We start from the raw sequence: 18249 nt of genomic DNA on the forward strand, positions 1-18249 counted from the left end.
ACGGTGTCTGCAACTACCAGCACTCCACAACGGTCAGTGGGCGCGGATAGCGCCCCCGACACCCGACGGACCCTGGAGAAGGGCCCGTCGGGGTGGCTGGCCGTACCAGCACTCGCGTTCTTCATGGTGTTCGCCATCCTCCCGCTCCTGGGAGTCCTGTTCCTTAGCTTCACCCGCTGGGACGGACTCGGCGAGATCAAGTTCGACGGCCTGTCCAGCTGGAACACAGTCCTGGCCGATCCCGTCACGGGCAACGCTTTATTGGTGACGGCCAAGATCATGTTTTTCTCCTTCATTGTCCAAGCACCCATCAGTCTCCTTCTCGGCGTATTCACTGCGGCGAGCCAGAAGTACCGCGCGGCACTGGCTGTGCTCTACTTCGTGCCCCTGCTCCTCTCCTCTGCCGCGGTGGCCATCGCCTTTAAGGCACTACTGGATCCGAACTTCGGACTCGGGCCCGGCCTTGGTCTGCCGTTCCTCGCCCAAGACTGGCTGGGCAACTCGGATCTGGTGCTGTTTGTGGTGGTGTTCGTCATCGCCTGGCAGTTCGTGCCGTTCCATACCCTGATCTACCAAGGCGGCGTTCGGCAGATTCCTGCCTCGCTGTACGAGGCCGCCCAGATTGATGGCGCCGGCCGTGTCCAGCAGTTCTTCAACATCACCTTGCCGCAGTTGAAATACACCATGATCACCTCCTCTACCCTCATGGTGGTGGGCTCGCTGGCCTACTTCGACCTGATCTTCGTGCTCACTGCCGGCGGGCCCGGCTACTCCACCAGGCTCCTGCCCCTGCACATGTACCTCACAGGCTTCAAAGCCAACGACATGGGAGCGGCGAGCGCCCTTGGCGTCATCCTCGTTGTCATCGGCCTGGCCTTGGCACTGTTCCTGCAACGACTCGGCGGCAAGAACCGCAACGCCAGCCAACTGGAAGGTGCGTAATGGCTTCCACCACCCAACTCCCCACAGCACCGGCAACGCTGCCCCAACCGGTGACTTCCCGCCGTCGGCCCCCAAAGCTTGGCCGATCGCGGCCAAACTTCCTGGGCGGACTGGGAGGCTGGCTATGGCTGGCGATCATCATTGTGCCTGTTTACTACGTGGTGATTACCAGCCTGAAGAACCAGGCGGGATTCTTCACGTCCAACCCGATGCTGCCACCTGCAGAGCCAACCCTGGACAACTACAAGCTCGTCCTGGAAAACGACTTCGCCAAGTACTTCACCAACAGCCTCATCGTCACCGTTGGCAGCGTGGTTCCTGCACTGTTTGTCGCTTTCATGGCCGCCTACGCCATTGTTAGGGGCAAGGGAAAGTTCCTCAGCTGGACCAATAACGTTTTCCTCCTGGGCTTGGCCATCCCGCTCCACGCAACCATCATTCCGATCTACTGGATGATCACCAAGGCCCATATGTACGACACCTTGTTGGCGCTCATCCTGCCCTCCATCGCGTTCGCGATCCCTGTATCCGTGCTCATCCTGTCCAACTTCATGCGCGATGTGCCCAATGAACTGTTTGAGTCGATGAGGCTGGACGGTTGCTCGGATTGGGCCATGATGTGGCGCCTCGCCTTGCCCATGACCAAGCCTGCTGTCATCACGGTTGGCATCTACAACGCACTACATGTGTGGAACGGATTCCTGTTCCCGCTGATTCTTACGCAAAGCCCGGACACCCGGGTTCTGCCGTTGTCACTGTGGACCTTCCAAGGGGAGTTCAGCGTCAACATCCCGGCGGTACTCGCATCCGTCGTACTGGCTACGCTCCCACTGCTGGTGATCTACGTAGTGGCACGGCGGCAGTTGCTCAGCGGCCTGACCGCAGGGTTCAGCAAGTAGAAAGGATTTCCGATGACAGACCTTCAACCCCTGCGTGTGGGCATGGTGGGGTACGCCTTCATGGGCGCCGCCCACTCCCATGCATGGAGGACCGCGCCCCGATTCTTTGACCTCCCACTCGCTCCGGAACTGACCGCCGTGGCGGGCCGGAACGAGGAAGGTGTCCGGGCAGCGGCCAACAAATACGGCTGGGCCTCCACCGAGACAGATTGGCGCCGCCTCATTGAGCGCGACGACATCGATCTCATCGACATCTGCACTCCCGGCAACACCCATGCGGAGATAGCCATCGCTGCGCTCGAAGCCGGCAAGCATGTCCTGTGCGAAAAGCCGTTGGCCAACTCGGTGGAGGAAGCCGAAAAGATGACGCGGGTAGCCCAGGCAGCTGCCGAACGCGGGGTGCTCTCCATGTGCGGCTTCAGTTACCGACGCACGCCTGCCTTGGCACTGGCCAAGCGCATGGTGGATGACGGCCGTTTGGGCCAGATCCGCCACGTCCGCGCCCAGTACCTTCAGGACTGGCTCAGTGACGCCGATGCTCCCCTGACCTGGCGGTTGGAAAAGTCCAAGTCCGGGTCCGGTTCCCTGGGTGACATCGGCGCGCACAGCATTGACGCCGCGCAATGGATCACCGGACTCAACATCACCGGTGTCTCGGCTTTGCTGGAGACCTTCGTGAAGGATCGCCCGGTAGGCGGCGACTTGGTGGGCCTTGGCGGTCACGGTGGCGCGGGCGGTCCACGCGGTCCGGTGACCGTGGACGATGCTGCCCTGTTCACCGCCCGCTTTGAGGCCAAGCACGACGACGACGCTGACGCAGGCTTGCGCAACAGCGGTTCCTCCGGTCCCATCGGCATTTTCGAGGCCACCCGTTTTGCGTTGGGACGAAAGAACGCAATGCGCTTGGAACTCAACGGCACCAAGGGGTCCATTTCCTTCGACTTCGAGGACATGAACTCGCTGCAGTTCTACGATGCCACGTTGGAACCCGACTCAGGCTTCCGAAAAATCATGGTTACCGAGCCCTCCCACCCGTACACCGCCAACTGGTGGCCCACAGGGCACGGACTCGGCTATGAGCACGGCTTCACGCATCAGGTGGTGGACCTCGTGGCTGCCATCAGCGCAGGCGAGCAGCCCTCGCCGTCATTCGCTGACGCCCTGCAGGTGCAAAAGGTGCTGGCCGCCGTCGAGACAAGCGCAGACAACTCAAGCCGATGGCAGAACGTGTGAAAGGAAGCAACATGACCCGACCCATCACCTTGTTCACCGGTCAGTGGGCCGACCTTCCGTTCGAGGAAGTGGCACGGCTGGCTGGAGAGTGGGGCTTCGACGGATTGGAGATCGCCTGCTGGGGCGATCACCTCGATCCCGAACGCATTGTGGCAGACGACAACTATCTGCAGGGCAAGCTGGACATCCTGGAAAAGCACAAGCTGACCGTCCATGCAATCGCCAACCACCTCACAGGCCAGGCCGTCTGCGACGACCCCATTGACGAACGCCATCGGGACATCCTGAGCCCTTCGGTCTGGGGCGATGGTGAGCCGGAGGGCGTTCGCCAGCGGGCTGCGGAGGCCATGAAGACGACGGCACGTGCTGCCGCGAGGCTGGGAGTAAAGACGGTCACAGGATTCACAGGCTCGTCTATTTGGAAATGCGTGGCCATGTTCCCACCGGCTTCGGATGCCATGATCGAGCGTGGTTACCAGGACTTTGCCGACCGCTGGAACCCCATCCTGGATGTCTTTGAGGAAGTGGGCGTCCGATTCGCCTTGGAAGTCCATCCCTCTGAAATCGCCTACGACTATTGGACGGCCAAACGAACGTTGGACGCGGTAGGGCACCGGGAGAACTTTGGCCTCAACTTCGATCCGTCCCATTTCATCTGGCAGGACCTGGACCCCGTGATGTTCCTCCAGGACTTCGCGGACAAGATCTTCCACGTCCATGTGAAGGAGTCCGTCAGGCAGCTTAACGGACGGAACGGGCGGCTGGGTTCGCACCTCCCATGGGCTGATCCGCGTCGTGGCTGGGACTTTGTCACAGCCGGCCACGGCGACGTGAAGTGGGAGCCAATCTTCCGCACGCTGAACGCCATTGGCTATGAAGGCCCCACCAGCATCGAGTGGGAGGACGCCGGAATGGACCGACTCGTCGGAGCCCCCCAGGCGCTTCGCATGGTCCGGGAACTTGCCGCCATACGCCCGCCGGCTGCCGCCTTTGACGCCGCTTTTGCAACGCGCTGATCACAACACCCTGACTCACTGAAATACGCCCCAAAAACGAAGGAAACCATGACGAGCAACAACAAGACAGCGCTGGTGGTTCGCGGCGGCTGGGACGGACACCAGCCGGTGGAGGCCACAGAGCTGTTCATTCCCTACCTGAGGGACAACGGCTACGAGGTCCGTGTGGAGGAATCCCCCAAGATCTACGCCGACCCCGAATATATGGCCGCCGTGGATCTAATCGTGCAATGCATGACCATGACCACCATTGAGAAGGATGAGTTCGAGGGCCTGCGCACTGCGGTCGAAAACGGCACGGGCCTGGCGGGCTGGCACGGCGGGATCGCTGATTCGTACCGCAACAACTCGGACTACCTGCATCTGATCGGCGGCCAGTTTGCCTGCCACCCCGGCAAGCACGCTGACGAGCAGATCGGCGAACAGTCAGACAACTACGTTCCGTACACCGTCAACATGCTGCCTGCCGCATCCAACCACCCCATCACTCAAGGAACCGGCGACTTCGACCTCGTCACGGAACAGTACTGGGTCCTGTCCGACGACTACATCGACGTCCTGGCTACCACCACCCAGAAAGTCCGCGAGTGGGACCCGTGGAACCGCGAAGTCACCTCTCCCGCCATCTGGACCCGTCAGTGGGGCAAAGGAAAGATCTTTGTCTGCACCCCAGGGCACCGCGTGGAAATTCTCCAGGACAGCAACGTCCGCACCATCATCGAAAGGGGCATGCTGTGGGCATCTCGATAAACGAGTCCAAGCCACTGAACACCGATACGCCGCTGAACGTGGGAGTCATCGGCTGTGGTGCCATCATCGCCCAGTACTTGGCCAACTTCCGTCGGCTAAATTCCATTAACCTGGTGACGGTCGCGGACCTGGATCCGGCGCGGGCACAGGCCGTCGCGGACTCGTACGACGGCGTCCGGGCACTTACCGTGGACGACCTCCTGGCCGCGGACGACGTGGACCTCGTCCTGAACCTGACCATCCCTGCCGCCCACGCGGAGATCGCGCTCAGGGCCATCGCAGCCGGTAAGTCCGTCTACGGTGAAAAGCCGCTGGCAGCCACCACGGCAGAGGCGCGGCAGGTACTGGATGCGGCCGCCGCGGCCGGAGTTACTGTGGGCTGCGCGCCGGACACAGTGCTGGGCACGGGGATCCAGACAGCCCGCAAAGCGATTGACGACGGACTAATCGGCTCACCTGTTTCCGCTACGGCCACCATGGCAACGCCAGGGCACGAACGATGGCATCCGAACCCCGATTTCTACTACCAGCCCGGCGGTGGGCCACTGCTGGACATGGGTCCCTACTACGTCTCGGCGCTTGTCACGCTGCTTGGACCCGTGATCTCCGTGGTGGGCGCTGCGAGCCACACCCGCAACGAGCGCACGATTGGTTCGGGCCCGCGGCAAGGCCAAAAGGTCCCGGTGGATATTGACTCGCACGTCACCGGAGTTTTGGTACATGCCTCCGGTGCCTTATCCACCCTGTTCATGAGCTTCGACGCCGTAAAAACGAAGAGCCCCAACATTGAGATCCATGGTGAAACGGGTTCGCTGATCGTCCCGGACCCCAATTATTTCGACGGCGATGTGCAGTTGTTCGCACTTGGTGCCGAGGATTGGGAGACGCTCCCTGTCTCTGCCGGCTACGTGGACTCAGGGCGCGGCTTTGGAATCGCCGACCTCGCGGCTACCCCGGCCGGGCAGGAACCCCGCGCCGGCGGCCAACTGGCTTTCCATGCCTTGGAAGTCATGGAATCGGTGCTGGAATCGGCCAAGAACGGGCAGGCAGTGGCCATCAAGAGCACGGCCTCCCGGCCCGCTGTGGTTGAACTGACGGAACTCTCGACTCCGGTGCGCGCCTAGCACTCAGCACACCCGCCGAGATGACAGTTAACACCCATGTTTCCGCCGAACATGGGTGTTAACTGTCATCTCGCGGGGTGCCCGGCCCGGCGAAGTGTCGCTTCGGCGTGCTTGAGTATGGGTCCGTCGATCATCTTGCCCTTGAACTGGAACACTCCCGTGCCCGCAGATGCCGCAGCTTCCAGGAGCTCGGTGGCTTGGGCTATGGCTTCGGGAGCGGGAGCGTAGGCCTCACGGACTACTGCGACCTGATTCGGATGGATGCAGGCCTTCGCACCGAAACCACTGGAAACGGCGTCCTGCGACTCAGCCAACAAGCCTTCCAGATCCGGGATGTTCACATACACCGAGTCGACGGCTTCCTTGCCCGCGGCTTTGGCGGCGAGCAGGACAGCGGACCGGGAGTGCAGGGCGACAGCCCGGTATCCGCCGTCGTCGTTCCTGCTGGAGAGGCCACCCAGTGACGCCAACAAATCTTCGGCACCCCACATCAGTCCCACGACGTTCGGTTCGGCGGCGATAGCAGAGGCGTTGACGATGCCCGCCGCAGTTTCGCACAGTGCGATGACCTGATAGCCCTCCAAAAACCTGAGCTGCTCCGCACTCTCCGCCTTTGCCAGCATCACCGTGCGGTAAGGCGTTCTTGCCAAAGCCTCGAGGTCGAGCTCGAACTCGGGCGTCCCCACTGGATTGACGCGAACAATGGTGCGGATTGGCTCCAGGCCACCCGTGCCCGCCTGCTTCAGAATCGCTTCGCGGGCCCCCGGCTTGTCCGCAGGAGCTACGGCATCCTCCAAGTCCAGGATGACGGCATCGGATCGATCAGCGGCCTTGCCGAAACGCTCCGGCCGGTCTGCTGGGCAGAACAAGAGGGCCGGACCCATGGTGAACGGAGTCGCGCTGGAAAAGAGCATGAAAGTCCTTGCTGCTGGTGTCCTACAGAGTTTGGATTGGTGGTTCAGGACTGCGCGGCGTGCGCTTCCTTGGTCCACATCAGGCAGGTCCGGGTAGCCAAGGCCACCACTGCACCGTCCTGATTGCGGCCGGTGTGCTGCATGGTCACCACGCCTTGACCCGGGCGGGACGACGACAGCCGTTTTCCCGTGATCACCGTTTCCGTATAAAGGGTATCGCCGTGATACAGCGGGTGAGGGAAGGTGACATCCGTCAAACCCAACTGCGCAATGATGGTCCCTTGCGTCAGCTGCGTCACCGACTGACCCACCATGGTGGACAGGGTGAACATGGAGTTCATCAGGCGCTGCCCGAACGGCTGCCCGGAGCTCCAGGCCGCGTCCAAGTGCAGTGCCTGCGTGTTCATGGTCATGGTGGTGAAAAGGACGTTGTCAGTCTCGGTGACAGTGCGGCCGGGTTTGTGGGCGTAGATCACGCCCTCTTCAAGTTCATCGAAGTACAGCCCGCGCTGCTCAACCACCCGCGTCATACGGTGAGCTCCTGGTCTTCCTCAAAGAGCTCGGCACCGGTAGCGGCCAGGACGTCCTCAAGGGTGACGTTGGGGGCCAACTCACGGAGGACCAAGCGCGGGTCACCTTCATCCTTGACGACGTCGATGACTGCCAAATCCGTGATGATCCGGTCCACGCAGCCTTTCCCTGTGAGCGGGAGCGAGCAGTCCTGGACGATTTTCGGCCGACCGCTGCGATCTACATGTTCCATCATGACGATGACCTTCTTGGCACCGAACACCAGGTCCATCGCACCGCCCATGCCCTTGACCATCTTGCCTGGAATCATCCAGTTGGCCAGGTCGCCGTTCGCGGCCACCTCCATGGCACCCAGGACGGCCACGTCCACGTGACCGCCGCGGATCATGCCGAAGGACGACGCCGAGTCGAAGAATGCAGCCCCCGCATTTGTGGTGACGGTTTCCTTGCCTGCGTTGATGAGGTCTGGATCAACCCTGTCCTCGGTGGGGTAGGGACCAACGCCAAGGATCCCATTCTCGGAGTGAAGAATGACCTCCACGCCATCGGGAATGTAGTTGGGGATCAGCGTGGGCATCCCGATTCCCAGGTTCACGTATTGCCCGTTGGTGAGTTCCCTGGCAACGCGGGCGGCCAGTTCGTTGCGGGTCCAGCCTTTGGCCTCGTGATGTTCGACGTCGGCGCGACGGTACTCGTGCCGGACGGCTTCCGGGCGGGGCGGAATGTCGTGGTAGGGATTGTCGGTCATTGGTCCGCTCCTGCCGTCAGCGCTACCGTCCGCTTTTCTATCCGCTTCTCGTTCGAGGTTGCCACCACTACCCTTTGGACGAAGATCCCCGGAGTGTGGATGTGCTCCGGATCAAGCTCCCCTGGTTCCACCAACTCCTCCACTTCGGCAATGGTGGTCCTGGCCGCCATGGCACAGAGGGGGTTGAAGTTCATCGCTGTCGCATGGAAGACCAGGTTGCCGTGCCGGTCTCCCTTCCAGGCATGGACAAGGCCGAAGTCCGGTGTCAGGGACTCTTCCAGCACGTAGTCCGCGTCCTTGAAGGTGCGCACTTCCTTCGGTGAAGAGGCCAGCGCAACGTTTCCGTCGGCGTCGTACTTTTGCGGAAGGCCGCCTTCGGACACCTGGGTACCCACACCCGCCTTGGTGTAGAAGGCCGGGATGCCGGCACCACCGGCGCGCAGCTTCTCAGCCAAGGTGCCCTGCGGAGTGAGGACTACTTCCAGTTCCCCCGCCAAATACTGCCGGGCGAATTCCTTGTTCTCACCCACATACGAACTGATGGTCCGTCGGATTCGACCATCCTTAAGCAGAATGCCGAGGCCCCAATCGTCCACGCCACAGTTGTTGCTGACCGTCTCAAGATCCGTGGTGCCTTGCTGATGAAGGGCATCGATAAGGGAAACGGGGATGCCGCATAAGCCGAAACCACCCACCGCCAACGAGGCACCGTCCGGGATGTCCTTCACCGCTTCCGCGGCGCTGGCAACAACCTTGTCAATCATCCTTGATCCTTCCCGTACGGTTACAGACCCAGCTCACGGGCGATGAGCATCAACTGGACTTCGGTGGTGCCCTCCCCGATTTCAAGGATCTTGGAGTCGCGGTAATGCCGTGCCACCGTGAATTCGTTGATGAAGCCATAGCCGCCGAACACCTGGGTGGCGTCCCGCGCGTTGTCCATGGCTGCCTCGCCTGCGACCATCTTAGCGATGGCCGCTTCGGTCTTGAACGGCTTGCCAGCCAGCATCCGGGAGGCTGCGTCGTAGTACGCAAGGCGGGCAGTGTGCGCCCTTGCCTGCATCCGGGCGATCTTGAACTGGATGGCCTGGTACTTGCCGATGTTCTGCCCGAACGCGGTGCGTTCCTTGGCGTACTTCACGGACAAGTCCACGCAACCCTGGGCTGCGCCGGTGGCCAGTGCGGCGATGGCTATACGGCCCTCATCAAGGATGGAAAGAAAGTTGGCATAACCCCGGCCGCGCTCGCCCAGGAGGTTCGCTTCAGGAACGCGGACATTGTCGAGGGTGAGAGGGTGAGTATCCGACGCGTTCCAGCCCACCTTGTTGTACGGCTTTTCCGCCCTAAAACCGGGCGTGTCGGTCGGGACTAGGATGGTGGAGATTTCTTTCTTGGTGCTCCCGTCGGCGTTCTCTTTTTGGCCTGTGACTGCCGTGACGGTGACCAGCGTGGTGATATCCGTGCCGGAGTTGGTGATGAATTCCTTGTTGCCGTTGATGACCCATTCGCCGTTTTCCAGATGGGCGTTGGTCTTGGTGCCGCCGGCGTCCGAACCGGCTTCACGTTCCGTTAGGCCGAACCCGGCCAAGGAACGCCCGGACGCCAGTTGCGGCAGCCACTCTTGCTTCTGCTCCTCCGTGCCGAAGCGGTACACCGGCATGGCGCCGAGCGACACACCGGCTTCAAGGGTGATGGCTACCGACTGGTCAACACGGCCCAGCTGTTCCAATGCCAGCGCCAGCGCAAAATAATCGCCACCCATCCCGCCGAATTCCTCTGGGAAAGGCAAGCCGAACAGACCCATCTCTCCCATCTGCTTCACAACCTCATAGGGGAAGCTGTGCTCTTCGTCGTGCTTGGCGGAGACCGGTGCGACTACCTCGTCGGCGAATTCGCGGACGGAGTCGCTAAGGTCCTGGTATTCCTCATTGAGTTCAAACGTGCTCATCGCTGGACTTCCTCGTCTGTGCTGGTTTTGTCTACGTGAATGGTGGCGAGTACCTGGTCCGCTTTGACCAGGTCGCCGGGTTTGCTGGTGAGGTGGACGGTTCCCGCAACGGACGCCACCAGTTGGTGCTCCATCTTCATCGCTTCCACGGCAAGTAGCGCCTGGCCTTCCTCCACCAAGTCACCGTCGACCACGGACACGGAGACCACCGTCCCGGGCATCGGCGAACGTACCTCGGGGTCCGCAGCCCCTTCCTCGCGTTGGATACCGGCGAGCATCCGCCGCAAGCGCTCAGCACGATTCAGGACCTCGAACCTGCAGGACCAGCCCTCGTTGCCGACGTAGATTTCACGGGCATCACCCTGGGCAATGCCAACCGCGAAGGTGACAAATCCGTCGTCGAACTCCAACGCAATGCTGTTCGCGCCGCGATCCGCCACCTTCACCTGTACCGGATTCCCGCCGTCGATGCTCGCCGTGACGGTACCGTCCTCCTCGATGATGGACACGGTATTGATTTCACCGCCCTGAACACCAAAGCTGGCTGTCCACGCGCCACGGCCACCGATTCGCCAGGCATCGGGCGTCTTCCACGCGTCCCCCGCGAGCGCCGAAGCCGTGCGCTCCAGCCATAGGGTGAGCGCGGCGGCGATCAGTTCGGCGGGACCAGCGTGCCTGAATTCCATGGACGACAGCTTGCGCTCAATCAGTCCGGTATCCAGGTGCCCCGAGCGGACCTCGGGATCATTAATCAGCAACCGCAGATATTCGGCGTTCGTATCTACGCCCAGCAATGTGTACCGGCCGAGCGCAGCGTCAAGGGTATTCAGCGCTGCTGCCCTGTCCTCGCCCCACGCAATGACCTTGGCGAGCATGGGATCGTAGTCCCCTGTGATGTCCAGGTTGTCCCGCATAGCGGAATCGATGCGTACGTTCGCATGGGCCTGCTGTTGCCCGGAAACGGTGGCATCCGCCACACCCTGCTCTGCAAGCGCCACAATGCGCCCCATCGACGGCATGAAATTCCGCTCGGGCACCTCGGCGTAGACGCGCGCCTCAACGGCATGGCCCTTAAGTACGACGTCGGACTGCGCCAAAGTGAGCACCTCACCGGCGGCGATCCTCACCTGCCATTCCACGAGATCGATGCCCGTAACCATCTCCGTGACAGGATGTTCTACCTGCAGCCGGGTGTTCATCTCCATGAAGAAGAACTCGTCGGGGTGTTCATCGGAGACCAGGAACTCGACCGTTCCCGCGCCACTGTAGTTGACCGAACGTGCAGCGTTGCAGGCCGCCTCGCCGATGCTTGCCCGCTCCCGTGCGCCATCGGGCAGTGATTCGAAGAGGGCGGACGGGGCTTCTTCGATGACCTTCTGGTGGCGTCGTTGCAGTGAGCACTCGCGCTCGCCGAGGTGGATCACATTGCCGTGGTTGTCGGCCAGGACCTGAACCTCGATGTGCCGGGGAGCGCGAATGAGCCGCTCAAGGAAGAGGGTGTCGTCACCGAATGCGGACGCCGCCACGCGTCTGGCCGTGACGAGCGTGGCGGTCATGTCCTCGAGCCGTTCCACAACGTGCATGCCTTTGCCGCCGCCACCTGCGGAAGGCTTGATCAGCAAGGGGAAACCGACACCCGGTGCCGCTTCGATCAACTCCTGATCGGTGAGTCCTGGTTGTGCGATGCCAGGAACACAGGGAACGTCGTAGGCCATCACGTGGTTCTTGGACCGAATCTTGTCGCCCATTACTTCAATGGCCCCAATTCCCGGTCCGATGAACGTGATGCCCGCGGCGTCCAGCGCTTTGGCGAACTCCACATTTTCGGATAAGAAGCCGTAGCCCGGATGGACTGCCTCCGCCCCGCTTCGACGGCACGCGTCGATGATGGCATCGATCTTTAAGTAGCTGTCCGCGGGAGCCGTTCCACCAATGGCGACGGCGGTATCGGCGATGGCCACGTGCTTTGCCTCTTTGTCGGCGTCCGAGTACACGGCGACGGAGCGGATGCCCATCTCCTTCAGCGTCCTGATAATGCGACAGGCGATCTCACCACGGTTGGCAACAAGGACGGCGCTGAAGGTTCGGGTTTCGGCTGCCGGGAGGGGCGGTGCTGTAGTTGTTGTTGGGAGGCTCATGGTCACATCCTGAAGAGACCGAAGGAGGTCTCGGGCAGTTGTTGGCGTGAGACGACGTCCAAGGCCATTCCCAGGACGCGCCGCGTGTCAGCAGGGTCGATAATGCCGTCGTCCCACAGGCGCCCAGTGGAGTAGTACGGGCTTCCCTGGTCCTCATACTGTTGCTTGATGGGAGCTTTGAAAGCTTCCTCTTCCTCGGCGGACCATTCTTGGCCCGCCGCCTCGTACTGATCCCTTTTGACCGTTGCCAGGACGCTGGAGGCCTGGTTTCCGCCCATCACGGAAATGCGGGCGGCCGGCCACATCCACAGGAACCGTGGCGAGTAGGCCCGGCCGCACATGGAGTAGTTGCCCGCGCCGAAGGATCCACCGATGACCACCGTCAGCTTTGGCACGCGGGCAGTAGCCACTGCGGTGACCATTTTGGCGCCGTTCTTGGCGATGCCGCCTTGCTCGTAGTCCTTGCCCACCATGAATCCGGACAGGTTCTGCAGGAAGATCAGCGGAATGCCTCGCTGGTCACAAAGTTCGATGAAGTGGGCGCCTTTCAAGGACGATTCGCTGAAAAGTACGCCGTTGTTGGCCACAATGCCCACAGGATGGCCGTGCAGGTGCGCGAATCCCGTCACCAGGGTGGTGCCGTAGTTCTTCTTGAACTCGTGGAATTCGGATCCATCAACCAGCCTCGCGATGACTTCGCGGACGTCGTATTGGGCGTTGACATCCGTGGGAACCACACCGTAAATCTCTGAAGGATCGACGACGGGCGGCAGGACGACGTCGGACACGTCCCAGGCCGGTCGCGCCGGCTTAGGCAATGTCGCCACGATGTCCCGAACTATCTCCAGTGCATGGTGGTCGTTCTCGGCAAGGTGGTCCGTGACGCCGGAAATCCTTGAATGGACGTCGCCGCCGCCCAGTTCCTCTGCTGTGACGATCTCACCAATGGCGGCCTTAACCAGGGGCGGACCACCCAGGAAGATGGTGCCCTGGTTCCGGACTATGACGGTCTCATCACTCATGGCGGGTACATAGGCCCCGCCGGCCGTGCACGACCCCATGACCGAGGCTATCTGCGGGATCTTGGCGGCGGACATTTTTGCTTGGTTATAGAAGATCCGGCCAAAGTGCTCCTTGTCCGGGAAAACTTCGTCCTGCTTGGGCAGGAAAGCTCCCCCGGAATCCACGAGGTAGATACACGGAAGCTTGTTCTCCAAGGCGATCTCTTGTGCCCGAAGGTGTTTCTTCACGGTCATGGGATAGTAGGTGCCGCCCTTGACCGTGGCGTCATTGGAGATCACCAGAACGTGGCGGCCATGGACCAGGCCAATGCCTGCAATAACCCCGGCGCCGGGGGAATCGTCGTTGTACATGCCATTCGCAGCCAAGGGTGCGATCTCGAGGAACGGGCTGCCTTCATCGAGTAGGTAGTCAATGCGTTCCCGCGGGAGAAGTTTCCCGCGGGCGATGTGCCGCTCCCTGGACTTGGCAGGGCCGCCCAGGGCCGCCGTCGCCAGGCGCTCCCTCAATTCCTCCACCAAGGCCAGTTGCGCTTCCTGGTTGGCCTCAAAGGTGCCGCTGGCGGCTCCCGTCAGACTGGAAATTGTCTCCATTGACCCCTGTTCCATTCCCGGCCGCAGGCCATTTCGGTTAGTGCCACGTAACTGAAATTTAGGTTAGTCTTTATTAACTGTGATGTCCAGCACAGGGGTCCCGGGAGCGCCGGGCCTGGCGCAAGGAGGAAGACGTGACCGGAGGTCCGGAAGCAAGCATCAATGGCACCCGCGCCGCCGGCACGCAACGAGGCCAGGCGAAGGAGCTCCGCAGACTGGCTTTGTTGTCCGCTGCTGCCGGGCTCTTCGCGGAGAACGGTTTTACCCGCGTGTCGCTCGAGGACCTCGGAGCAGCAGCAGGCGTCAGTGGGCCCGCCGTCTACCGACATTTTCCCGGCAAGCAAGCGGTCCTCGGAGAGTTACTACTCAGCGTCAGCCGTGACTTGCTGGACGGCGGATTGCGGGTGGTATCGGAGTCCGAAGATCCCCGGACCGCGTTGAAAGGGCTCATCCAGTTCCAGGTCGATTTCGCCCTCAGTAATCCTGATGTCATCCGTGTCCAGGACCGGGACTTCGGAAGCCTCAGCGACGCCGACCAGGCAGAGGTAAGGTCCCTCCAGCGCAGTTACGTCGAAACGTGGGTAGAAGTCTTGGCCCGCATTCACACAGACGCAGATGTCTCCGGCCTCCGCGTCCGTGCACACGCAGCCTTTGGTTTGATCAACTCCACACCCCATTCCGTGCGCCACCACGGCAGGAAGATCGCCGTGAAGTCAGCCAGGCCCATCCTGGAACAAATGGCCCTGGCTGCTCTTACTTCAGCGTGATTGCCACCCCTCATTGGCGGATTCCTCGAGGGTGAGGGGCGCCCTGTTCACTCGAGCGATCCCTTGACGAGCGCGACGAGATCATCACTATGCGTCAGTTGCGGATGGTGCCCGGCACCCGGCACCGAGATCAGCTGAACATTCGGAAGTGACTTGAGCTGCTCAACCGCATCCGAGGCAAGGGGGTCATCGCTTCCTGTGACGATGCGGACCGTGCCGGTGAAGCGTCCCAGCGCTTCCCGGAGTTCGGTACGCCACGGCTTCGATTCCGCAAGGGCGAGGTGCTCGGATACCCTCTTGGCGCTACTCCGTTTGAGGTCACTGAGACTGGACTCCAGTGCCGCCGCACTCCCTCCTGATCCGGTCAGTTGGTGTGACAGCCGCGCCGGGTCGGAGTGTCGCAAGTAGGTGGATACGAGCGGCTGCAGTCTTGCCGGGCCACCCATCGGGGCCTGGAGGAAGAACGGTGCTATCAGCGTGAGCGACTTGACCTGCGCCGGGTGCCGGTCAGCCGCGATTACCGCCGCGGCCGCACCGATCGAGTGGCCGATGAGGTCAGCAGGTTCCCCACCCAGCACAGCAGGCAGCCACTTTTCCCAGTCCTGAACGCCTGTTCCACCACTGAGGCCGAGTCCGGGCAGGTCTACCACCCGGGCGTCAATGCCCGTCGCAACATCGGCCCACGTATCTGCGTTGACGGGTAAGCCAGGAAAGACCACCCTGCTTGATCCGGCTACGCCGAGCTCAAATGTCCTTAGACCGGCGATGTCGACGAATCGACGACCGTCAGCAGTGACGGCGCCAAACCGATACGCAGCCAGGTGGTCGACCCACCGCTCCAGTGACACCAGCACATCCGGCATCGGGATCCTGTGTCTGGCGGCGAACTCAATGGCTGAATCTGTCGGATAGCGGTCGGCGGACATGAAGGTCAGCGTCTCGGGATCTGCCTTGGTGATCCGCTGCGGGAGCCGCTTGATGACACCGATCGGCATCCTTATCCTGGGGACCTTGACACCGAGATGACGGCCGACGTGCGTGAGCAGATCTGCCAGCGGCGGGGTGGCGTCGTCCAAAATCCAATAGGCCTTGCCGGCAGCAAGCGGATCGACCGCCGCTGCAGTCATGAAAGCTGCCAGATAGTCGACCGTGACGACCGGGAGGAACGTCTTGTGGTTTCCAGGCAGTGCGGCCATGGTGCCGTCCCGGATCTGCCCAATGGTGGTGGCCAGCCCGATGAGTTGGTCGGACTCACCGGTCACGCTGTCTCCGATCACGCTGGCCGGATTGACGATGGTCCACGGGACTTCCCGCTCCATCGCCCGGGCTTGGAAGATGGCGTCGGATTCCACTTTTGAAGCTTCATAGGCGCCAAGTTCCTTGTAGACCGCGGCGCGATGGCCCTCTGACCATGGAACGGTAGCAGGGTCCTGCCCGCCGACTCGGTACCCCGACACATGGACGACGCGCTGCAAATTGGGAAGTTCTTCGGCGAAGTCAATCAGTTTCTCGACGATACCGACGTTCGCGCTGCGTGCCTCCCGTGCGGTCATCCCGAACCGATACGACCCGGCGCAGTTGTGGATCTCGGTGATGGACGGTAATGCCGAGGGGCCGCCCGCGATGATCTCTGGAGCATCGAAGTCGACGATCGTCGTGCTGATGCTCCGCACCAGACCATGCTCCTTGGCCCATCGCTCGACCCGCGCTCCGGATTCGGCGGTACGAACTGCAGCTGTGACGTTCGCGCCAGCTTCAGCAAGGGACAGGACGAGGTGTCGGCCGATCATTCCCGAAGCCCCGAAGACCAGGGCGTGACGGGAGTCTTCGTGTGGAGTCATCGCGTCCCGCCAACGGTCTTGCAGCGCTGGTTGATGAGCTCTGCCACGACGTCAGCGGCCGAAAGCAGGGGTTGGGTGGTTTGCATGGCGCGAGAGACGATCACCGCTCCCTCGATAGTCGATACAACAACGGTTGCCAGGGACCGGGCCTCCTCAGCGTCAACTCCGCTGGCCTCGAGGAGCGCGGACGTCGGGACGATCCACGACTCGAAGGCAGCGGCACACGCCTGCCTCAGCCGCTCACTTTCCGCGCCCATCTCCAGGGTGACGACGGAGACCGGGCAGCCCAGCCGGAAGTTGCTCTCGCTGACGATGTCGGCCAAGGCCTCAATTGCGGCGCGGGCAGCCTCAGCCGCACCCCCCGCGGAAGCTGCGGCCTCTGCAATGAGTGCTTCGAACTGTTTCGCGGCGAGCTCAACCGCTGCGACGCCCAGGCCCTCCTTCCCATCGGGGAAATGGAAGTAGACCGATCCCTTCGGTGCTGCGGCGTGTTCGATCACAGCATTCAGCCCCGTCCCGCTATAGCCGCTGGTTTGTATCAGCTGGAGCATGGACTCCGCGAGCCGTGCTTTTGTCAGGTTCCCTTTTGATGCCATAAAACTAATAATAGACCGGTCTATATATTTTGCAAATCGTTGACTGCCCCGCGCTCAAGCCAGCCGTGGGCGTCGGCCTTTGGGACGTTCATATATTCCTAGGACTCCCAGGGCCAGCCTCACTGGCTGTTTTCTGCAGCCGCGCCGCCTAGGCTGAAGCTCGAACCCATACTGAATCGATAAAACGACAGGGTTTGGTCCAGCCACTATCAAGGAGCGCACCATGAGGATTGCCGTAACCGGCGGAAGCGGAAAACTGGGCAGGAGCGTGGTCCGACGACTTACGCAGGATGGCCATGAGGTGCTCAACATGGACCGCGCGGGCACACGTGGCCGGGGTTACGTCAACGTTGACCTCCGAAATTACGGCCAGGTCCTCGATGTCATCCTGGGCCTGGATGACCAACACGACGGCTTGGACGCGATAGTTCACTTGGCAGCCATTCCTGCACCGGGGCTGGCCCCGGATGCTGCAGTCTTTGAGAACAACATGGTGTCCACGTACAACGTGTTCCAGGCGGCGCGGAGAGCGGGCATCAAGAAGGTGGTCTACGCCTCCAGCGAGACCGTGCTGGGACTCCCCTTCGACATCGAACCTCCCTACATCCCCGTGGATGAGGAGTACGCGGCCCGGCCGGAAAGCACCTACTCGCTGGTTAAGCACTTGGAAGAGCAGATGGCCATCCAACTGACGCGATGGGATCCGGAACTGAGCATCACTGCGCTGCGCTTCTCCAACGTCATGGACCCCGAGGACTATGATGCCTTCCCGAGCTTCGACTCTGACGCAAACCTCCGGAAATGGAACCTTTGGGGCTACATCGACGCCCGGGATGGCGCCCTTGCGGTGGTGAGGGCCTTGGAACATGGGGAACCGGGCTTCGAGACCTTCATCATTGCCGCCGCCGATACCGTGATGAGCCGAAGCAGCACCGAGTTGGCCGCCGAAGTCTTCCCCGGCGTCGAGGTCCTCAAGGAACTGGGCGAGCACGAAACCATGCTGTCCATCGACAAAGCCCGAAGGCTGTTGGGCTTTGAGCCGGAGCATAGCTGGCGCAATGTCCACTCCAACCGCACCACGCCAACCGAAGACTGACACGCTGGCGCATGACGCTCGGCCCTGATGATGCGCGACGGCCCACCCCTTAGCTGCAGTCACCTGCAAGCACTCGTAAAGGGATGGGCCGGC

General features: G+C 61.8%; 17 protein-coding genes. 8 read left to right on the forward strand and 9 right to left on the reverse strand.

Annotation, left to right across the window (positions count from 1 at the left end):
* The first annotated feature begins 3 nt into the window (after positions 1 to 3).
* From ACIQTW_RS17695 to ACIQTW_RS17720, 6 genes are read left to right on the forward strand one after another with little or no spacing between them, the layout of a single operon-like run.
* A complete protein-coding gene (locus tag ACIQTW_RS17695) occupies positions 4 to 942 on the forward strand; it encodes a carbohydrate ABC transporter permease (protein WP_402939552.1) in 939 nt (312 codons plus the stop codon).
* Positions 942 to 1841, forward strand: coding sequence for a carbohydrate ABC transporter permease (locus ACIQTW_RS17700; RefSeq protein WP_402939555.1), 900 nt, complete (start codon positions 942 to 944; stop codon positions 1839 to 1841). Before ACIQTW_RS17695 ends, ACIQTW_RS17700 begins: the two co-directional genes overlap by 1 nt.
* A gap of 12 nt (positions 1842 to 1853) precedes the next feature.
* On the forward strand, positions 1854 to 3074 hold the full coding sequence (locus ACIQTW_RS17705; RefSeq protein ID WP_402939558.1) for a Gfo/Idh/MocA family protein: 1221 nt from the start codon (positions 1854 to 1856) through the stop codon (positions 3072 to 3074).
* An 11-nt stretch (positions 3075 to 3085) separates the two neighbouring features.
* Complete coding sequence (locus ACIQTW_RS17710; protein WP_402939560.1) at positions 3086 to 4090, forward strand: sugar phosphate isomerase/epimerase family protein; 1005 nt, start codon at positions 3086 to 3088, stop codon at positions 4088 to 4090.
* A 48-nt stretch (positions 4091 to 4138) separates the two neighbouring features.
* Positions 4139 to 4840: a ThuA domain-containing protein gene (locus ACIQTW_RS17715; protein WP_402939562.1), complete on the forward strand. Its 702-nt coding sequence runs from the start codon at positions 4139 to 4141 to the stop codon at positions 4838 to 4840.
* Entirely contained in the window at positions 4825 to 5964 is a 1140-nt protein-coding gene (locus tag ACIQTW_RS17720) for a Gfo/Idh/MocA family protein (protein ID WP_402939565.1), read from the forward strand. The genes ACIQTW_RS17715 and ACIQTW_RS17720 overlap by 16 nt, the downstream gene beginning before the upstream one ends.
* A 65-nt stretch (positions 5965 to 6029) precedes the next feature.
* On the opposite strand, the gene ACIQTW_RS17725 is transcribed toward ACIQTW_RS17720, so the two are convergent.
* Genes ACIQTW_RS17725 through ACIQTW_RS17755 form a run of 7 tightly spaced genes read right to left on the reverse strand, consistent with a single transcriptional unit; the run spans position 6030 to position 13856 of the window.
* Positions 6030 to 6878, reverse strand: a complete 849-nt coding sequence (locus ACIQTW_RS17725) for an HpcH/HpaI aldolase/citrate lyase family protein (protein WP_402939568.1) — start codon at positions 6876 to 6878, stop codon at positions 6030 to 6032.
* 44 nt (positions 6879 to 6922) lie between these two features.
* Positions 6923 to 7408, reverse strand: a complete 486-nt coding sequence (locus ACIQTW_RS17730; RefSeq protein ID WP_091466399.1) for a MaoC family dehydratase — start codon at positions 7406 to 7408, stop codon at positions 6923 to 6925.
* Entirely contained in the window at positions 7405 to 8157 is a 753-nt protein-coding gene (locus ACIQTW_RS17735) for a CoA transferase subunit B (RefSeq protein WP_402939573.1), read from the reverse strand. Before ACIQTW_RS17735 ends, ACIQTW_RS17730 begins: the two co-directional genes overlap by 4 nt.
* Positions 8154 to 8921 (reverse strand): CoA transferase subunit A, encoded by a 768-nt coding sequence (locus ACIQTW_RS17740; RefSeq protein WP_402939576.1) that lies wholly within the window; start codon positions 8919 to 8921, stop codon positions 8154 to 8156. The genes ACIQTW_RS17735 and ACIQTW_RS17740 overlap by 4 nt, the downstream gene beginning before the upstream one ends.
* A gap of 20 nt (positions 8922 to 8941) precedes the next feature.
* A complete protein-coding gene (locus ACIQTW_RS17745) occupies positions 8942 to 10105 on the reverse strand; it encodes an acyl-CoA dehydrogenase family protein (RefSeq protein ID WP_402939579.1) in 1164 nt (387 codons plus the stop codon).
* Entirely contained in the window at positions 10102 to 12243 is a 2142-nt protein-coding gene (locus ACIQTW_RS17750; RefSeq protein ID WP_402939582.1) for a biotin carboxylase N-terminal domain-containing protein, read from the reverse strand. The genes ACIQTW_RS17745 and ACIQTW_RS17750 overlap by 4 nt, the downstream gene beginning before the upstream one ends.
* Before the next feature lie 2 nt (positions 12244 to 12245).
* Positions 12246 to 13856 carry a carboxyl transferase domain-containing protein gene (locus tag ACIQTW_RS17755; protein WP_402939585.1) on the reverse strand — a complete coding sequence of 537 codons (1611 nt, stop codon included), beginning with the start codon at positions 13854 to 13856 and terminating at the stop codon, positions 12246 to 12248.
* Positions 13857 to 13990: 134 nt separating this feature from the next.
* Here ACIQTW_RS17755 and ACIQTW_RS17760 point away from each other — a divergent pair, with 134 nt between their 5' ends.
* On the forward strand, positions 13991 to 14623 hold the full coding sequence (locus ACIQTW_RS17760; protein WP_402939588.1) for a TetR/AcrR family transcriptional regulator: 633 nt from the start codon (positions 13991 to 13993) through the stop codon (positions 14621 to 14623).
* Between the two features lie 47 nt (positions 14624 to 14670).
* On the opposite strand, the gene ACIQTW_RS17765 is transcribed toward ACIQTW_RS17760, so the two are convergent.
* Both ACIQTW_RS17765 and ACIQTW_RS17770 read right to left on the reverse strand, forming a co-directional pair.
* Positions 14671 to 16464: an alpha/beta fold hydrolase gene (locus ACIQTW_RS17765; protein ID WP_402939591.1), complete on the reverse strand. Its 1794-nt coding sequence runs from the start codon at positions 16462 to 16464 to the stop codon at positions 14671 to 14673.
* Positions 16461 to 17060 carry a TetR/AcrR family transcriptional regulator gene (locus tag ACIQTW_RS17770; protein WP_402939593.1) on the reverse strand — a complete coding sequence of 200 codons (600 nt, stop codon included), beginning with the start codon at positions 17058 to 17060 and terminating at the stop codon, positions 16461 to 16463. Before ACIQTW_RS17770 ends, ACIQTW_RS17765 begins: the two co-directional genes overlap by 4 nt.
* A 223-nt stretch (positions 17061 to 17283) precedes the next feature.
* Here ACIQTW_RS17770 and ACIQTW_RS17775 point away from each other — a divergent pair, with 223 nt between their 5' ends.
* Positions 17284 to 18156, forward strand: coding sequence for an NAD-dependent epimerase/dehydratase family protein (locus tag ACIQTW_RS17775; RefSeq protein ID WP_402939596.1), 873 nt, complete (start codon positions 17284 to 17286; stop codon positions 18154 to 18156).
* Positions 18157 to 18249: the final 93 nt, after the last annotated feature.

The sequence above is a fragment of the Paenarthrobacter sp. NPDC090517 genome, assembly GCF_044769165.1.
Classification (GTDB): Bacteria; Actinomycetota; Actinomycetes; order Actinomycetales; family Micrococcaceae; genus Arthrobacter.

What these genes read in the sequence shown, in the direction of transcription:
- ACIQTW_RS17770 (WP_402939593.1), bottom strand. Translation starts at nt 17,060, where the DNA reads ATGGCATCAAAAGGGAACCTGACAAAAGCACGGCTCGCGGAGTCCATG.
- ACIQTW_RS17705 (WP_402939558.1), top strand. Translation starts at nt 1,854, where the DNA reads ATGACAGACCTTCAACCCCTGCGTGTGGGCATGGTGGGGTACGCCTTC.
- ACIQTW_RS17725 (WP_402939568.1), bottom strand. Translation starts at nt 6,878, where the DNA reads ATGCTCTTTTCCAGCGCGACTCCGTTCACCATGGGTCCGGCCCTCTTG.
- ACIQTW_RS17775 (WP_402939596.1), top strand. Translation starts at nt 17,284, where the DNA reads ATGAGGATTGCCGTAACCGGCGGAAGCGGAAAACTGGGCAGGAGCGTG.
- ACIQTW_RS17740 (WP_402939576.1), bottom strand. Translation starts at nt 8,921, where the DNA reads ATGATTGACAAGGTTGTTGCCAGCGCCGCGGAAGCGGTGAAGGACATC.
- ACIQTW_RS17710 (WP_402939560.1), top strand. Translation starts at nt 3,086, where the DNA reads ATGACCCGACCCATCACCTTGTTCACCGGTCAGTGGGCCGACCTTCCG.
- ACIQTW_RS17765 (WP_402939591.1), bottom strand. Translation starts at nt 16,464, where the DNA reads ATGACTCCACACGAAGACTCCCGTCACGCCCTGGTCTTCGGGGCTTCG.
- ACIQTW_RS17735 (WP_402939573.1), bottom strand. Translation starts at nt 8,157, where the DNA reads ATGACCGACAATCCCTACCACGACATTCCGCCCCGCCCGGAAGCCGTC.
- ACIQTW_RS17745 (WP_402939579.1), bottom strand. Translation starts at nt 10,105, where the DNA reads ATGAGCACGTTTGAACTCAATGAGGAATACCAGGACCTTAGCGACTCC.
- ACIQTW_RS17730 (WP_091466399.1), bottom strand. Translation starts at nt 7,408, where the DNA reads ATGACGCGGGTGGTTGAGCAGCGCGGGCTGTACTTCGATGAACTTGAA.
- ACIQTW_RS17755 (WP_402939585.1), bottom strand. Translation starts at nt 13,856, where the DNA reads ATGGAGACAATTTCCAGTCTGACGGGAGCCGCCAGCGGCACCTTTGAG.
- ACIQTW_RS17715 (WP_402939562.1), top strand. Translation starts at nt 4,139, where the DNA reads ATGACGAGCAACAACAAGACAGCGCTGGTGGTTCGCGGCGGCTGGGAC.
- ACIQTW_RS17700 (WP_402939555.1), top strand. Translation starts at nt 942, where the DNA reads ATGGCTTCCACCACCCAACTCCCCACAGCACCGGCAACGCTGCCCCAA.
- ACIQTW_RS17750 (WP_402939582.1), bottom strand. Translation starts at nt 12,243, where the DNA reads ATGAGCCTCCCAACAACAACTACAGCACCGCCCCTCCCGGCAGCCGAA.